Source organism: Achromobacter sp. ACM05 (genome assembly GCF_019218915.1).
GTDB classification, from domain to species: domain Bacteria; phylum Pseudomonadota; class Gammaproteobacteria; order Burkholderiales; family Burkholderiaceae_B; genus Achromobacter; species Achromobacter animicus.
In genome coordinates, this window is the sequence record NZ_JAHUWQ010000001.1 from 1,728,314 (window position 1) to 1,742,712 (window position 14,399).

The 14,399-nt window shown below is 63.8% G+C and carries 15 protein-coding genes and 1 tRNA gene; 10 read left to right on the forward strand and 6 right to left on the reverse strand.

Annotated elements, in window-relative coordinates; all coding sequences use genetic code 11:
* Nucleotides 1–9: 9 nt before the first annotated feature.
* Entirely contained in the window at nucleotides 10–963 is a 954-nt protein-coding gene (locus KW836_RS07835) for an MBL fold metallo-hydrolase (protein WP_218342899.1), read from the reverse strand.
* A gap of 140 nt (nucleotides 964–1,103) precedes the next feature.
* A complete protein-coding gene (mutM, locus tag KW836_RS07840; RefSeq protein WP_218342900.1) occupies nucleotides 1,104–1,931 on the reverse strand; it encodes a bifunctional DNA-formamidopyrimidine glycosylase/DNA-(apurinic or apyrimidinic site) lyase in 828 nt (275 codons plus the stop codon).
* Between mutM and KW836_RS07845 the strand changes: the two genes are divergently transcribed.
* Complete coding sequence (locus KW836_RS07845; RefSeq protein WP_175137523.1) at nucleotides 1,930–3,816, forward strand: lipopolysaccharide assembly protein LapB; 1,887 nt, start codon at nucleotides 1,930–1,932, stop codon at nucleotides 3,814–3,816. The two genes, mutM and KW836_RS07845, sit on opposite strands and share 2 nt — an antisense overlap.
* A 47-nt stretch (nucleotides 3,817–3,863) precedes the next feature.
* Complete coding sequence (lolB, locus tag KW836_RS07850) at nucleotides 3,864–4,415, forward strand: lipoprotein insertase outer membrane protein LolB (protein ID WP_218343292.1); 552 nt, start codon at nucleotides 3,864–3,866, stop codon at nucleotides 4,413–4,415.
* A gap of 68 nt (nucleotides 4,416–4,483) precedes the next feature.
* On the opposite strand, the gene KW836_RS07855 is transcribed toward lolB, so the two are convergent.
* Complete coding sequence (locus tag KW836_RS07855) at nucleotides 4,484–4,717, reverse strand: hypothetical protein (RefSeq protein WP_218343320.1); 234 nt, start codon at nucleotides 4,715–4,717, stop codon at nucleotides 4,484–4,486.
* Between KW836_RS07855 and KW836_RS07860 the strand changes: the two genes are divergently transcribed.
* The 8 genes from KW836_RS07860 (at nucleotide 4,635) to ychF (ending at nucleotide 12,185) form a co-directional block, all read left to right on the forward strand.
* Nucleotides 4,635–6,233, forward strand: a complete 1,599-nt coding sequence (locus tag KW836_RS07860) for a methyl-accepting chemotaxis protein (protein WP_218342901.1) — start codon at nucleotides 4,635–4,637, stop codon at nucleotides 6,231–6,233. The two genes, KW836_RS07855 and KW836_RS07860, sit on opposite strands and share 83 nt — an antisense overlap.
* A 191-nt stretch (nucleotides 6,234–6,424) precedes the next feature.
* Nucleotides 6,425–7,396 carry a 4-(cytidine 5'-diphospho)-2-C-methyl-D-erythritol kinase gene (gene ispE / locus KW836_RS07865; protein ID WP_218342902.1) on the forward strand — a complete coding sequence of 324 codons (972 nt, stop codon included), beginning with the start codon at nucleotides 6,425–6,427 and terminating at the stop codon, nucleotides 7,394–7,396.
* A 1-nt stretch (nucleotide 7,397) separates the two neighbouring features.
* Nucleotides 7,398–7,474, forward strand: a tRNA-Gln gene (locus tag KW836_RS07870).
* A 180-nt stretch (nucleotides 7,475–7,654) separates the two neighbouring features.
* Nucleotides 7,655–8,605: a ribose-phosphate pyrophosphokinase gene (locus KW836_RS07875; protein WP_006227587.1), complete on the forward strand. Its 951-nt coding sequence runs from the start codon at nucleotides 7,655–7,657 to the stop codon at nucleotides 8,603–8,605.
* A 149-nt stretch (nucleotides 8,606–8,754) separates the two neighbouring features.
* Nucleotides 8,755–9,366, forward strand: coding sequence for a 50S ribosomal protein L25/general stress protein Ctc (locus KW836_RS07880; RefSeq protein ID WP_175122543.1), 612 nt, complete (start codon nucleotides 8,755–8,757; stop codon nucleotides 9,364–9,366).
* Between the two features lie 99 nt (nucleotides 9,367–9,465).
* On the forward strand, nucleotides 9,466–10,062 hold the full coding sequence (pth, locus tag KW836_RS07885) for an aminoacyl-tRNA hydrolase (RefSeq protein WP_175122544.1): 597 nt from the start codon (nucleotides 9,466–9,468) through the stop codon (nucleotides 10,060–10,062).
* The gene (locus KW836_RS07890) at nucleotides 10,062–10,832 is read left to right on the forward strand and encodes a type II CAAX prenyl endopeptidase Rce1 family protein (protein WP_218342903.1); all 771 of its coding nucleotides are present in this window, start codon (nucleotides 10,062–10,064) and stop codon (nucleotides 10,830–10,832) included. Before pth ends, KW836_RS07890 begins: the two co-directional genes overlap by 1 nt.
* Before the next feature lie 261 nt (nucleotides 10,833–11,093).
* Nucleotides 11,094–12,185, forward strand: a complete 1,092-nt coding sequence (ychF, locus tag KW836_RS07895) for a redox-regulated ATPase YchF (protein ID WP_175122546.1) — start codon at nucleotides 11,094–11,096, stop codon at nucleotides 12,183–12,185.
* Between the two features lie 103 nt (nucleotides 12,186–12,288).
* On the opposite strand, the gene KW836_RS07900 is transcribed toward ychF, so the two are convergent.
* The 3 genes from KW836_RS07900 to KW836_RS07910 all read right to left on the reverse strand — a co-directional run bounded on the left by KW836_RS07900 (nucleotide 12,289) and on the right by KW836_RS07910 (nucleotide 14,398).
* Entirely contained in the window at nucleotides 12,289–12,459 is a 171-nt protein-coding gene (locus KW836_RS07900) for a hypothetical protein (protein ID WP_218342904.1), read from the reverse strand.
* Entirely contained in the window at nucleotides 12,443–13,498 is a 1,056-nt protein-coding gene (locus tag KW836_RS07905; protein WP_218343293.1) for a YhcG family protein, read from the reverse strand. The genes KW836_RS07900 and KW836_RS07905 overlap by 17 nt, the downstream gene beginning before the upstream one ends.
* 456 nt (nucleotides 13,499–13,954) lie before the next feature.
* Complete coding sequence (locus KW836_RS07910) at nucleotides 13,955–14,398, reverse strand: MarR family winged helix-turn-helix transcriptional regulator (RefSeq protein WP_191577956.1); 444 nt, start codon at nucleotides 14,396–14,398, stop codon at nucleotides 13,955–13,957.
* Nucleotide 14,399: the final 1 nt, after the last annotated feature.

The following is a 14,399-nucleotide window of genomic DNA, read 5'->3' on the forward strand; positions in this document are numbered from 1 at the left end:
GGGGTAGGGTCAGCCTTCCAGCTGGGCCCACATCTCCAGGTCGCGCTTGTCCGTCCAGATGCGCGGATGCGTGTGGCCCGAGGCCTCGTCATAGGCGCGCGACACGTCAAACGGCATGCAGTGGTCGAAGATGACCCAGTCGCTGTAGCGCGGCTTCATGAAGTCGTAGACCTCGCGGTAGATCGTCTTCAGGTCCTTGCCCTCGGCCACGCCGCGGTTCACGGCGCCGTACAGGTCCGTCAGGAAGGCGCGCGTGCCGGCCAGGCCCTGGCGCACTTCGGTGGCGTTCTTGAGCGCCGGGCCGCGGCCGGGCACCATCTTCTCGGCTTCAAAGCCCGACAGTGCGTCCAGCGTGGTGGGCCAGTCGCGGAAGTAGGCGTCGCCGCAGTAGGGCGTGGACTGGTACTCGACCAGGTCGCCCGCGAACAGGATCTTCTGCTCGGGCAGCCAGGCGATGGTGTCGCCCTTGGTGTGGCCGCGGCCGACCTGCAGCAGCTTGACTTCCAGGTTGCCCAGGTTGACCGTCATTTCGCCCTTGAACGTCATGGTCGGCCAGACGAGACCCGGCGGAATCGATTCGGCGTTGCGGAACAGGCGGGGGAATCGGCCGATTTCGCTGGCCTTGTCCTGCTCGCCGCGTTCGGCGATCAGGTCGAAGGTGTCGCGGCTGGCCAGGATTTCCTGGGCGTTGTAGGCCGACGCACCGAACACGCGCACGGCGTGGTAGTGCGACAGCAGGATGTACTTGATGGGCTTGTCCGTGACTTCGCGAATGCGGCGGATCACGTCCTGGGCCATGACGGGGGTGGCCTGGGTGTCGATCACCATGACGGCCTCGTCGCCGATGATCACACCCGTGTTGGGATCGCCTTCGGCGGTGTATGCATAGGCGTTGTCGGACAGTTTTTCGAACGAGACGACCTTGTCGTCCATGTCCGCGTGCGAGGCGAATTGCTTGCTCATGGAGGCTCCTTCCACTTTTATAGGAATAGGGTGTGTGGAAGGAAATATAGCCCCGCGTTAGTTTTCGTGCAATACGTTTGCTATAAACGAATTCCCCAGTTGTAACGGTGATTTCCCCAGGCGCGGCGGACCGGCCCGAGTCAATTCCGCTGGCATTTCGGGCAGTAGTAAGTGGCTCGCTGCCCCTGGACGAAACGGCGGATGGGCGTGGCGCAGACCCGGCAGGGCTGGCCTTCGCGTTCGTACACGGCCGCGTGGATCTCGAAATAGGCCCCCGGCTCGCCGCTGGCGCCCACGTAGTCGCGCAGCGTGCTGCCGCCGGAGGTCAGCGCGTCGGCCAGCGTGGCGCGCACCATGTCTGCCAGCCGCTCGCAGCGGGCCAGCGACAGCTTGTTTGCGGGCGTCTTGGGATTGATCCGGGCGCGGAACAGGCTTTCGGACGCATAGATATTGCCCACGCCGACCACCGCCATACCGGCCAGCAGCACCTGCTTGATGGCGGCGGAATGGTTCTGGAAATGTCGGTGCAGCCAGGCCCCGTCGAACCGCGGATCGAAGGGTTCGATGCCCAGCTTGGCCAGCAACGGGTGCGCCTCGATGGGCCCCGCTTCGGCGGCGTGCCACAGCACCGCGCCGAAGCGCCGCGGATCGTGCAGGCGCAGGACCGCGCCGTCGAAGATCCATTCGACATGATCGTGCTTGCGCAGGAATTCACCCGGCGCCACGCTGCGCAGCGAGCCCGACATGCCCAGATGCACGATCTGGGTGCCATGTTCGAAGCGCAGGAGCAGGTACTTGCCGCGCCGCGCGCATTCCAGCACCGTGCGTCCGCCGATCAGGGACGGCAGCTCCGGCGGGATGGGCCAACGCATGCGGGGTTCGTGAACGACCAGTCGCGAGAGCGTCTGGCCGGTGATGATGGCGTCGATTCCTCGGCGCGTGGTTTCGACTTCAGGCAGTTCCGGCATGAGCCAGTGTAAGATCATCAATTGCGTGTACGAAGATTGTGCCATCAACCGGACGGGCCGCGTGAAGTCGTCTTTTAAACAAATGAATATCGGGATCGCCGCGTTGGGGCTTGCGCTGGCAGCAATCATGGCCCCGCCGGCCCAGGCCGCCGACGGCCGGACGCGTGACGCGACGGGCCCCCGGATGGCTCCCCAAAGCCGCCAGCCTGAAACCGAAGTCATCCGCCTGCGCCCAGGTCAACTGCCTTATGTGTCGCTGACCGGCGATATCTTCTACCGCGTACTGGCTTCCGAAATCGCCGCCCAGCGGGGCATGTACGGCACCGCCGCCACCACCATGGTCGGTCTGGCCCGTGACACCGGCGATCCCCGTCTTGCCCGCCGCGGCCTTGAATTCCAGCTTGCCGGCGGCAACCTGCCCGGCGCGCTGGACGCGGCCCGCGTTTGGGCCCGCCTGGCTCCCAACGACGTCGAAGCCAGCTCTACCGAGCTGGCGCTGGCGGCTGCCAATGGCCAGACCAAGGGCTTGGCCCAGGCCCTGCGCAAACGCATCGATTCCTCGCGCGACAAGCCCGCCGCCATCGGCCAGGCGCTTGCCGTGCTCAGCCGCCTGAACGACCGGCGCCTGGCGCTGCGCATCCTGGACGAATCCCTGAGCGACAGCGTGCGCAAGCTGCCCGCCGCCCATCTGGCGCTGGCCGATGTGGCCTCCGCCGCCGGCGACTACGAGCGTGCCGCGCAGGAATCCCGCGCCGCGCTGGCCGCCGATCCCAAATCCGAAGGCGCCGCCCAGCGCGTGCTGGAGTACGGCTCCAAGGTCGACCCCAAGCGCGCGCAGACTGAAGCCCGCACTTTCATCAACCGCAATCCGGGCGCCCGCAAGGTGCGCCTGATGCTGGCCGGTCAACTGGCCGACAGCGGCGACTACGACGCCGCGCTGGCCGAACTGCAAGCCATGTCGCGCCGGTCGCCTGAAGACTTCGACCTGCTCTTCATGCAGGCGCAACTGGCTTACAAGTCCGGGCAGCTTCCGCAGGCCAAGACTTTGCTGCAGCAGTATCTGGACGTCCAGAACCAGCGCCAGCGGGCCACGGTCCCGGGCGCCACCGACGCCGGCGCCGCCGCCGCCGATGCCCACGTGCTGCTGGCGCGCATCGCCGAAGACCAGGGCCATTACGACGAAGCCATCGCCGAACTCGGCCGCATCGACGACCCCACGCTGCGCTATTCCGTGCGCATGCGCCAGGCTGCGCTGCGCGCAAAGAGCGGCCGCGTGGATGACGCGCTGGCCATGATCGACTCGGCCGGCCCGCAGGACGAAGAAGAACGCGCCCTGGGCGCGCTGACCAAGGCGCAGATCCTGCGCGACGCCGACCGCATCGGCCAGGCGGTCACCGCCCTGGAAGCCGCCGACCAGGCGCTGCCGGACACGGTCGAAATCAAGTACGAACTGGCGATGCTGTACGAACGCCAGAACCGCCTGGCTGACCTGGAGCGCATGCTGCGTCAGGTCATCGCGCTGGATCCGGACCACGCCCATGCGTACAACGCGCTGGGCTACACGCTGGCGGACCACAATCAGCGCCTGCCCGAGGCCCTGGACCTGATCACGCAGGCGCTGGAGTTGTCGCCCAACGATCCGTTCATTCTCGACAGCATGGGCTGGGTCAAATTCCGCATGGGCGACACCACCGCCGCCGCGGATTATCTGCGCCGCGCCTACAGCGTGCGTCCCGAAGCCGACATCGCCGCGCATCTGGCCGAGGTGCTTTGGGCGCAAGGCAAGCGCGATCAGGCCATGGACCTGCTGCGCGCGGCCCTGCAGAAAGATCCCAAGAACAAGACGGTTCAGGACGTCGTGAAGCGTCTGGGGGTCAGCCTGTGACGGCAGTATTTGCAGGATTGCGCGGCGCCGCGGCCAGCGTGCGCTGGATGGCAATGGCGCTGTTGGCCTTCACCCTGGCGGCATGCACGTCCTTGCCCAAGCCGATCGAAGGCGCCAGCGCCGATGCGTTTTCCCGCATCGGGCGCTTTGCCATTACCGTCAACGAAGAAAGCGGCAAGCAAAACGCGGTGCAGGGCGGCTTTTCCTGGTCCGACGATGGCCGCCGTTATGTGTTGGACCTGACCAACCCGCTCGGCTCGACCGAAGCCCGCGTGGAAGGCACCCCCGGCGCCGCCAGCCTTACCAAGGCAGACGGCACCCGGTTGGTCGCCGACAGCCCGGATGCGCTTGCCGAAGACGCACTGGGCAGCAGCATGCCGGTGTCCGGATTGCGCGACTGGCTGCGCGGCAAGCTGCCCGCAGACCCCGAGGCCACCGACGTCACCCGTGACGAACTGGGCCGCCCCGTGGCATTCGAACAGGGCGGCTGGCGCGCCAAGCTTTCCCGCTACGACGAGAAAGGCCCGCAACTGCTGGTGCTGGAGCGCCAGGAACCCGGACGCCGCATCCTCGTTCGGCTGGTCGTCAACCAGTCGTGAGCGCGCGCGGCGTCAGGCGCCGCACTAGGTGATTCGGGTAAACCCTTATCACATCGCCTTCATTCCAATCAAGCGAACAACCGCCGCAAATCCAGGCGTGTTACCGCTTGAAATATATTGACTTCACTGAATAATTCTCCCTGCCCGCGCCCGGTTCGTGCGCGGCGCAGCAATTCGGGGTCGACGCTCGTCTGCCGCCACCCTTTTGGAGAATGGCCAATGTTCAGGAACACACGCATCGCGACGGTGCTATTGGGAATCATCGCGATATTTTTCACTTTCCAGTTGGTGATTGGCGGCATGGGCTTCGTTGCCCTGCGGCAGACCAATCACGATGTCGAGCAGCTTTATCGCCTGTCGGCGCAACAGGTCAATGCGGTCAATTCCGCGTCGCTGTCGCTCGTCGCGGCCCGCACGGACCTGAGCCGCTACGCCACGCGCGTCGCGCAGGGCAATACCGACGACAAGAGCTCGCTCCAGGCCGCGCGCCAGCGCATCGTGTCGGCCGATCGCGCCTTCCAAGGGTTCTCCGGCAGCCTGTCCGCCGAGGAAAAGGCCGAGTCCGCCGGCATCATCGATGCCTACACCAAGCTCAGCACCAACCTGCAGAACGTGGGCCGCGTCCTCGAAGCCGGCGACATGGACGCCTACTTCAAGCAGGGTACGCAGGCCGTGCAAGAGCGTCTCGTAAGCGAGCGCGACGCCTTCGTGCTGCGTGCCGAGAACACCGGGCAGACAGTCATGGATGAAATCTCCATGTTCCACACGCTGTTCAGTTCGCTGCTGGCCGGCATTCTGGCGCTGGGCTTGTTGATGGCCGTCGGCGCGCATGTGTTGATCCGCCGCATGATCGTGCGTCCGCTGCTGGAAGCGGGCGAAGTCTTCCGCCGCATCGCCGAAGGCGACCTGACGCGCCGCGTGGCGGATATGGGCAAGAACGAAATCGGCGCGCTGATCGGCGCCCTCAAGGCCATGCAGGACAGCCTGGTGCGCACTGTGTCGGCCGTGCGCCGCGGCGTTGACGAGATCAACGTCGGTGCGCGCGAGATTTCTTCGGGCAACACCGATCTGTCCAGCCGCACCGAAGAGCAGGCTGCGTCGCTCGAAGAAACCGCGGCCAGCATGGAAGAGCTGGCCACCACCGTGAAGCAGAATGCCGACACCGCACGCGAGGCCAATCGCATGGTGGCCGCGTCGCAGGCGGTTGCACAGCGCGGCGGCGAGGCCGTGTCCAGCGTGGTCGAAACCATGCATGCGATTTCGGGCAGCTCGTCGCGCATCGCCGACATCGTGGGCGTGATCGACGGCATTGCTTTCCAGACCAACATCCTGGCGCTCAACGCCGCGGTCGAAGCCGCGCGCGCGGGCGAGCAGGGCAAGGGTTTTGCGGTCGTGGCCAGCGAAGTGCGCACGCTGGCACAGCGCAGCGCCGCCGCCGCCAAGGAAATCAAGCAGCTCATCGAGGATTCCGCGCAGAAGGTCGGCGTGGGTTCGGAGCAGGTTGAAAACGCCGGCGCCACGATGCGCGAGATCGTCGAATCCGTGCAGCGCGTGACCAGCCTGATGGCCGAGATCTCGGCCGCTTCGGAAGAGCAGGCCACCGGCATCGACCAGGTCAACCGCGCGGTGTCGCAGATGGATAGCGTGACGCAGCAGAACGCGGCCTTGGTCGAAGAAGCCGCCGCTGCTGCTGGCGCCCTGGAAGAACAGGCGCGCCAACTGGCCGGCGCCGTGTCGGTGTTCAAGCTGCCGGAGGGACAGGTCATCGACGCGCCTGCTGCACGACTTGGCGGGAGCGTGACGCCGCAGTTGGCGTAATGGCGCAGAACGTGTGAAGCCACGTGTCGCATGACGCCTCGCTTCGTATGACGCTACTGTTCGCGTAGCGCCTCTGCGCTTCGCAGGCGCGCGAACGAACACGCGACCTTTCACGGGCCGGCCCGCCGATTTCCACGGCGCGCCGGCCCGTCTCGCTAGAATGACGGATTCATCCGCACCGGTTGTCTTTCGTGACTCTCTACGACGTTCCCGCTCCCGCCAAGTTGAACCTCTTTCTGCACGTCGTGGGCCGCCGCGCCGACGGCTATCACCTGCTGCAGACCGTGTTCCGCTTCATCGACCTGTGCGACACGCTGCACTTCGATGTGCGTGCTGACGGCATCATCAGCCGCGCCACGGACCTGCCGGGTGTGCCTGAAGATCAGGACCTCACCGTGCGCGCGGCGCGCGCCCTGCAGAAGGCCACGGGCACGCGCCAGGGCGCGCAGATCAGCCTTGAAAAGCGCATTCCGCAAGGCGGCGGTCTGGGCGGCGGCTCCAGCGATGCGGCATCGGTGCTGATCGCCTTGAACAAGCTGTGGAACACGGGACTGTCGCGTCAGGATCTCATGGCGCTGGCGTTGCCGCTGGGCGCGGACGTGCCCGTCTTCGTCTTTGGACAGTCGGCGTTTGCGCAGGGAATCGGCGAAGATCTCACCGCCGTGACGCTGCCCGAACGTGCCTATCTGGTGGCGCAACCCGATGCCAGCGTGCCGACTGTTGGAATATTTTCCGCACCCGATTTGACAAGGGATTCTTCTTACATCACAATAGCGGACTTTCTTGCTTCGCAAACATTTTTGCCAAGCGGATCCCTAGGGAAACACCCCGGCGGTGAACACCGAAGTGGTGAAACCCCAAGCGGATGCGCGCTTTACGGAAAAAATGATTTGGAGCCGGTGGTCTACCGTCTTTATCCTGAAGTACTTGGGGCATCGCGGTGGCTTGCTGAGCGGGGTCTCCCTGTTCGCATGTCGGGATCAGGCGCGTGTTTATTCGCCGAATTTTCCGAAACATCGCAGGCCGTTTTGGCAGAACAAGAAATTACCGCTATAATGCGCGGCGCTGATAAAACATTCAGCCAAACGCATCCACGGTTTCGGTTAGTGCAGGCATGTACTGGGTTAGCTGAACATCCGTTGCGGAATTGGATTGCAAGATAGTTGGGGAGTCGCCAAGCTGGTTAAGGCACCGGATTTTGATTCCGGCATGCGAAGGTTCGAATCCTTCCTCCCCAGCCAACCGAATACATAAAAAAGCTGTTGAACACGCCTGTAAGACACTGGCCCGGGTTCAGCAGCTTTTTTATTTTCCGGATTCGCTGGTGCAAGTTGAACGTGCTTGTCCAAGTCACCCCGGGTATCACCCCGCATCATTCGCATCAATCGTTAGTGTCTCAAACGACCATCGCATCATCCATCATGGCAAACGATAGCTTCATGATTTTCACGGGCACCGCCAACACTCGGCTGGCCGTGGACGTAGTCAACCACCTCGACATGTCCCTGGGAAAGATGACCGTCGGTCGTTTTTCGGACGGCGAGGTGATGGTCGAGATCAACGAGAACGTGCGGGGTAAAGACGTCTTCGTCCTGCAGCCCACCTGTGCGCCTACGAACGACAACCTGATGGAAATCATGGTGATGGTCGATGCCCTGCGCCGCGCGTCGGCCGGCCGCATCACCGCCGCGATTCCCTATTTCGGCTATGCCCGCCAGGACCGCCGCCCGCGTTCGGCGCGCGTGGCCATCTCGGCCAAGGTCGTGGCCAACATGCTGCAGGTGGCTGGCGTTGACCGCGTCCTGACCATGGACCTGCACGCTGACCAGATCCAGGGTTTCTTCGACATTCCCGTGGACAACATCTACGCCGGTCCGATCTTGCTGGGCGACATCTGGCGCCGCAATTTCTCGAACCTGGTCGTGGTGTCCCCGGACATCGGCGGCGTGGTTCGTGCCCGCGCGTTGGCCAAGCAGCTTGAAGCCGACCTGGCCATCATCGACAAGCGCCGTCCGCGCGCCAACGTGTCGGAAGTGATGAACATCATCGGTGAAGTCGACGGCCGCACCTGCATCATCATGGACGACATGGTCGACACCGCCGGCACGCTGTGCAAGGCGGCCCAGGCCCTGAAGGACCGCGGCGCCGGCGCCGTTTACGCCTATTGCACGCACCCCGTGCTGTCGGGCGGCGCCATCGACCGCATCGAAGCGTCGGAACTCGACGAACTCGTCGTCACCGACACTATCCCGCTGTCCGAGCAAGGCCAGGCCAGCGGCAAGATCCGCCAGCTGTCGTGCGCCGCGCTGCTGGGCGAGACCATCCTGCGTATTTCCAACGCCGAATCGGTCAGCTCGCTGTTCGTCGATTGACGCGTAGGCGTTGATCGGGCCACAGCCCACATTTGCAGTTCTTTGCGCCTCGCTGGTCGCGGCAAGGCGCAAACAAGCACGGCGCGCCCTTTGCGCGCCGTGAATTCAACCGGTGAAGTCTCTTCACCTTTATCGTTTCGGAGTTATCCATGAAATTTACTGCCACTGCGCGTAGCGTCCAGGGTTCGAGTGCGAGCCGCCGCCTGCGCCGCGCGGGCCGCGTTCCCGCCATTGTTTATGGTGGTACGGCTGCCCCCCTGAACATCGAACTCGACCACAACGAGATCTACCACGCGCTGCGCAAGGAAGAATTCCACGCATCGATCCTGCAAATGCAGCTCGAAGGCGCCAAGGATGAGCAAGTTCTGCTGCGTTCGGTTCAATGGCACGCCTACAAGCCGCAAGTCCTGCACGTGGACTTCCAGCGCGTTGACGCCAACCAGGCCCTGCGTACCAAGGTGCCGCTGCACTTCGTGAACGCTGAAATCTCGCCGGCTGTGAAGCTGAGCGGCGCCATCATCAGCCACGTGACGACCGAACTGGAAATCACCTGCCTGCCGTCGGCTCTGCCCCAGTTCATCGAAGTGAACCTGGCTGACGTCCTGGCCGGCGGTTCGATCCACCTGGCCGACATCAAGCTGCCCATGGGCGTGACGTACGTCCCCCACGGCGGTGAAGACAACCCCCTGCTGGCCGCTGCGGTCACCAAGGGTGGCGCTGCCGCCGCCGACGACGCCGAAGAAGCTGCTCCGGCTGCCTAAGTCCTGCAGGAAAGCCCTTGCGGCTTTCCCGCGGCTTACGCCCGAAACCCTGCGTGTGCATTTGCATGCGCAGGGTTTTTTGGTTTAAACACCCCCATCATGTCTACTCCCATACGCCTCATCGTGGGACTGGGTAATCCAGGTCCCGACTACGAAACCACCCGGCACAACGCCGGCTTCTGGCTGGCCGACCATCTGGCGGACGATCTGCGCACTTCTTTTGCGCTCGAGAAATCCTTTTTCGGCATGGTGGCCAAATCGCGCCTGGGCGCGGACAACGTCCTGCTGCTCAAGCCCAACACCTACATGAACCGTTCCGGCCAGGCGGTCGGCGCGCTGGCGCGCTTCTACAAGCTGACGCCCGAAGAAGTGCTGGTGCTGCACGACGAACTGGATCTCATGCCCGGTCAGGTCAAGCTCAAGCAGGGCGGCGGCCACGCCGGCCACAACGGCCTGAAGGACATCCAGGCTGCGCTCGGCAGCCCCAACTTCTGGCGCCTGCGCATCGGCATCGGCCACCCGCGCACGCTGGGGCTGGCGCAGCAGGTCGCCGACTTCGTCCTGCATCCGCCGCGCCGCGAGGAACAAAAGGAAATCGAAGCCGTCATCGACCGCTGCCGCGCCGTCGTGCCGTCCATGCTGGCCGGTGACTTCGCACTCGCCACCCGCCAGCTGCATAGCGGCAACGAGTCCTGATGACAAAACGCCAGCCCAACGGGAAGATGCGTTTTCGCAGCGAGATCGCCGACTTCTGGCGCTTCATCCGCCATCCGCATCCGCTGTCGCGCCTGCCGAACCGGACCGGCGGCAGCGGGCTGGTCGCCGACTGGTGGCCGAGTATCGGACCGGGACGCCTTCTGGCCTGGGCCGCCGTGCTGTGGGTCATCAATCTTTTTGCGCTGGGGCCCGTGGCCGTCGTCGCGGCCGGACTCGGCGGCGTCTCGCATCGCCTGGATCCCCACAACATTCCGTGGCTGACCGCGGTGTTGTGGGCGCCGCTCGTCGAAGAGATGTTGTTCCGCTACGGCCTGCGCCGGCCACGTCAGGCGCTGTGGCTGATTCCCGCGCTGGTGCCCGTCGTGCTGTGGGGGCCAAAGCTCTGGACGGGGCTGCTGTTGGCGGCGTTCATTCTGCTGGCGGTGTGGGGGCTGCGCGCACGCCCTGAGCCCCTGAAAGGCTGGGACACGAGCTGGCGCAGGTATTACCTGCAGCACTATGGCGTCGTGTTTCATCTGATCGCACTGACGTTTGCGGCGGTTCACCTGACCAACTTTGTCTACAACAAGACGCCGTACTGGCTGCTGCCGCTGCTGGTGCTGCCGCAATGGCTGACCGGGCTGGTGCTGGGGTGGATGCGCGTGCGGCGCGGCATCGGGGCGGCGATCCTGCTGCATTCGGTGTTCAATGCCGGGCCGATCTTGATGATCTGGCTGGTCATGCGCTACGCGCCGACGGCGGCGGGGTAATGGTCATGCGCTACGCGCCCACGGCGGCGGGGTAAGTTTCGCGGCTGCGGCTGCGGCGCCCGGAGCGCGGCGCGCGGTCCGAAGGGACGCGGGCTGGGCGGTCTGATGATGGCAACCCGCGGGCTCCGATCTCCGGATCGCAGCGGGATCGCATCCAGGTCACTTCGGGGCCGCATCACCCCCGGCCCACAAGGCGTCGTTTCCCCCTGCCGGGGTAAACTACGCCGTTAACGCTCAATACCGTACTTACACAGGATTCCCATGGCTCTGCAATGCGGCATCGTCGGCCTGCCCAACGTTGGCAAATCGACACTCTTCAACGCTCTGACCCGCGCCGGCATCGCCGCCGAGAACTATCCGTTCTGCACCATCGAGCCCAACGTCGGCGTCGTCGAAGTGCCGGATCCGCGCCTGCAGAAGCTGGCTGAAATCGTCAAGCCCGAACGCATCCTGTCCGCCACCGTCGAATTCGTCGACATCGCGGGCCTGGTCGCCGGCGCGAGCAAGGGTGAAGGCCTGGGCAACCAGTTCCTCTCGCACATCCGCGAAACCGACGCCATCGTCAACGTCGTGCGCTGCTTCGAAGATCCCAACGTGATCCACGTTGCCGGCAAGGTCGACCCGATCGCCGACATCGAAGTCATCGAAACCGAGCTGGCCCTGGCCGACCTGCAGACCGCCGAAAAGGCCCTGCAACGCCACCAGAAGACCGCACGCTCGGGCGACAAGGAATCGCAACGCATCGTCGCCGTGCTGGAAAAGTGCATCGCCCAGCTCAACGAAGCCAAGCCCATCCGCGCGCTGGACCTGACCACCGAAGAAAAGGCCGACATCGCCCAGCTCTGCTTCATCACCGCCAAGCGCGCGATGTACGTGGGCAACGTCGCTGACGACGGCTTCACCAACAACCCGCTGCTCGACCGCCTGACCGAATTCGCCGCCGCCCGCAACGCGCCCGTCGTGGCCATCTGCGCCGCCATCGAATCCGAAATCGTCGACCTCGACGACGCCGACCGCGAAGCCTTCCTGAAAGACATGGGCATGGAAGAACCAGGCCTGAACCGCCTGATCCGCGCCGCCTTCAAGCTGCTGGGCCTGCAAACCTACTTCACCGCCGGCGTGAAGGAAGTCCGCGCCTGGACGGTGGCCATCGGCGCCACCGCGCCCCAAGCTGCCGGTGTCATCCACACCGACTTCGAACGCGGCTTCATCCGCGCGCAAACCATCTCGTACGAGGACTACATCACGTACAAGGGCGAGCAGGGCGCGAAGGAAGCCGGCAAGATGCGCGCGGAAGGCAAGGAATACATCGTGCAGGACGGCGATGTTATGAATTTCTTGTTTAACGTTTGATCTTTCTTCGTACGTTTGGATGCGCTGTTAAGCGCATGGCAGTCGCTCGGGCCGCGCCCGGGCGGCTGCCTCCGAAGTTGGAAATGGGTTGCCGTTGCCCACATCAACCGGGCCGCGCCCCGTCGATCAACTGCACTGTCTCATGCGATTGGCCCGCCGCGATCTGCGCCGGCACGTCATGGCGCAGCAATTGGTTGGTGCGCATGTTGGCCCGATAGGGAGTGATGCCGGTGACATCCACCGCGAGGGGCAGCACATCATTCCTCAGCGCCATCACCCATCGGCCTACCCAGTTCTCGCTCGATCTGTTCGATCGTCGGCAGGCCAGTTTGCAGCTCTTGCGGCAGGGACTCCACCAGCTTGTATTCGGCGATGCCCATTGGCTGCGACTTGTCACCCAGGGCGTACTCGGCCACCACCTTGTTCTTGCTTTTGCACAGCAGCAGGCCAATGCTCGGATTGTCCTGCGCGTGCTTCACCTGCCGATCCACCGCCGTCAGGTAAAAGCCCAATTGCCCCAGGTGTTCGGGCTGGAACTTGCCCGCCTTCAGTTCGATGACCACATAGCAGCGCAGCTTGAGGTGGTAGAACAACAGGTCGATGAAGAACTCCTCGCCACCCACGTTCAGCAACACCTGCCGCCCGACGAAAGCAAAGCCCGCGCCCAACTCCAGCAGGAAATCGGTGACGTGCTGCACCAGCGCTTTTTCGATCTCGCGTTCCTGTGCTTTCTCCCCCAGCCCAAGGAAATCGAAGCGGTACGGGTCTTTCAGCGACTCGATAGCCAAATCGGACTGCGGTGCAGGCAGGCGCTGATCGAAATTGGTGACGGCTTTGCCGGTGCGCTCCAGCAGGCGGGTTTCGATATGGATGTTCAACACGTTGCGCGACCAGCCATATTCGATGGCGGCGCGGGCATACGCTAGGCGCTCTGTCGGCGCTTTCAGGCGGTCCAGCAATACCAGGTTGTGCCCCCAGGGCAATTGTGCAGCAACCTGCTGCACAATTTCGGCGTCCGGCCAGGCCTCGGCAAACGCCCGCATGTACTTGAGATTGCGCGGCGAGAAGCCTTTCATCTCCGGGAAGGCGGTGCGTAAGTCATGCGCCAACCGATCGATCACCTTGGCTCCCCAACCCTGTTCTGCCTGTCGCGCCAGAATGTCGTGGCCGATTTGCCAGTACAGGCTTACCAGTTCCCGGTTGACCGCCAGCGCCGCACGTTGCTGTGCGGTGTGGATGCGCCCCTTCAGGTCGGCCAGCCAGTCGGCGTAGCCTTGTGGAGCAGGGGTGAGCGAGGTTGGTCTGTCGGCCATCGGCTTTCCATCTACCGTGTTATCCGTACGTCTCGACTTCTTCATGCGGTAGAACTCCTCAACGAGAAAATTCTACTTCCGACTTCATCGCTTTTACGGGAGGGATTGCCGGGGGAGTGGCAATTATGAACACACTCGGGACCGGGGCCGAGACACTTGAAGTCATCGTCCGCGTGTCATCGCCGGTGCTACCGATGTTGATGACTGCCGCCGCATTTTTGCTTGTGCAGCCTTTTTCCGCAGAGAAGAAGAACACGGTACGGTCGGCGCGGCACGACGATTTCGCGCAGTCGGAATGTTCACTGGGGTGGTCACTGTGGCGTCGCTTCTAAGGAATCTAGCGCTTGGCGCTGAAGTGCTCGCGCCCCAGCGATCTGCACGAGGCTGACGTCAAGACCTGATTACCAATGGAGGGGACTTATGAATAAAGTGCTGCGCGCGAGGAGGCGGCGTCCGTCAGGTGTTCCTTTCCCCCGCCGCCCTGACAAAATTCTCCTCCAACACGCTCAACACTCGATTCAACGTATCTACATCCGCGGCTGACAGCCCTTTAAGCGACTCCTCAAAAAACTGAGCCCGCTTCGGCAACGCCTCATTCACCACCGCCTGCCCGGCAGCGGTCAACGTCGCGTTCGTCAACCGGTTATCGTCCGCATCCACCGCCCGCGAAATCCACCCCAGCTTCTGCATCGCCTGCAACTGCCGCGTCAGTGACGCCGGATCCAGCCGGCAGCGCTCGGCCAGATGCTTTTGCGAGCACTGCCCGTTTTCATGGAGCGCCAGCAATATCCGCCACCGCGGCAGTGCGTGACCGACCTTGCTGCTGAAGGCGCTCTGCATCACGCGATACGTCTGGCCCATGTGCTGGATGACTTGAAGGCCTTGTTGTTGTTTGGGCAAA

Bases quoted from the DNA above. Each gene is read 5' to 3' on its own strand.
- KW836_RS07855 (WP_218343320.1), bottom strand. From the start codon at position 4,717: ATGCCGCCAATCACCAACTGGAAAGTGAAAAATATCGCGATGATTCCC.
- pth (WP_175122544.1), top strand. From the start codon at position 9,466: ATGTCTACTCCCATACGCCTCATCGTGGGACTGGGTAATCCAGGTCCC.
- KW836_RS07860 (WP_218342901.1), top strand. From the start codon at position 4,635: ATGTTCAGGAACACACGCATCGCGACGGTGCTATTGGGAATCATCGCG.
- KW836_RS07905 (WP_218343293.1), bottom strand. From the start codon at position 13,498: ATGGCCGACAGACCAACCTCGCTCACCCCTGCTCCACAAGGCTACGCC.
- KW836_RS07880 (WP_175122543.1), top strand. From the start codon at position 8,755: ATGAAATTTACTGCCACTGCGCGTAGCGTCCAGGGTTCGAGTGCGAGC.
- mutM (WP_218342900.1), bottom strand. From the start codon at position 1,931: ATGCCGGAACTGCCTGAAGTCGAAACCACGCGCCGAGGAATCGACGCC.
- KW836_RS07875 (WP_006227587.1), top strand. From the start codon at position 7,655: ATGGCAAACGATAGCTTCATGATTTTCACGGGCACCGCCAACACTCGG.
- KW836_RS07890 (WP_218342903.1), top strand. From the start codon at position 10,062: ATGACAAAACGCCAGCCCAACGGGAAGATGCGTTTTCGCAGCGAGATC.
- KW836_RS07845 (WP_175137523.1), top strand. From the start codon at position 1,930: ATGAGCCAGTGTAAGATCATCAATTGCGTGTACGAAGATTGTGCCATC.
- lolB (WP_218343292.1), top strand. From the start codon at position 3,864: ATGGCAATGGCGCTGTTGGCCTTCACCCTGGCGGCATGCACGTCCTTG.
- KW836_RS07900 (WP_218342904.1), bottom strand. From the start codon at position 12,459: ATGGCGCTGAGGAATGATGTGCTGCCCCTCGCGGTGGATGTCACCGGC.
- ychF (WP_175122546.1), top strand. From the start codon at position 11,094: ATGGCTCTGCAATGCGGCATCGTCGGCCTGCCCAACGTTGGCAAATCG.
- KW836_RS07835 (WP_218342899.1), bottom strand. From the start codon at position 963: ATGAGCAAGCAATTCGCCTCGCACGCGGACATGGACGACAAGGTCGTC.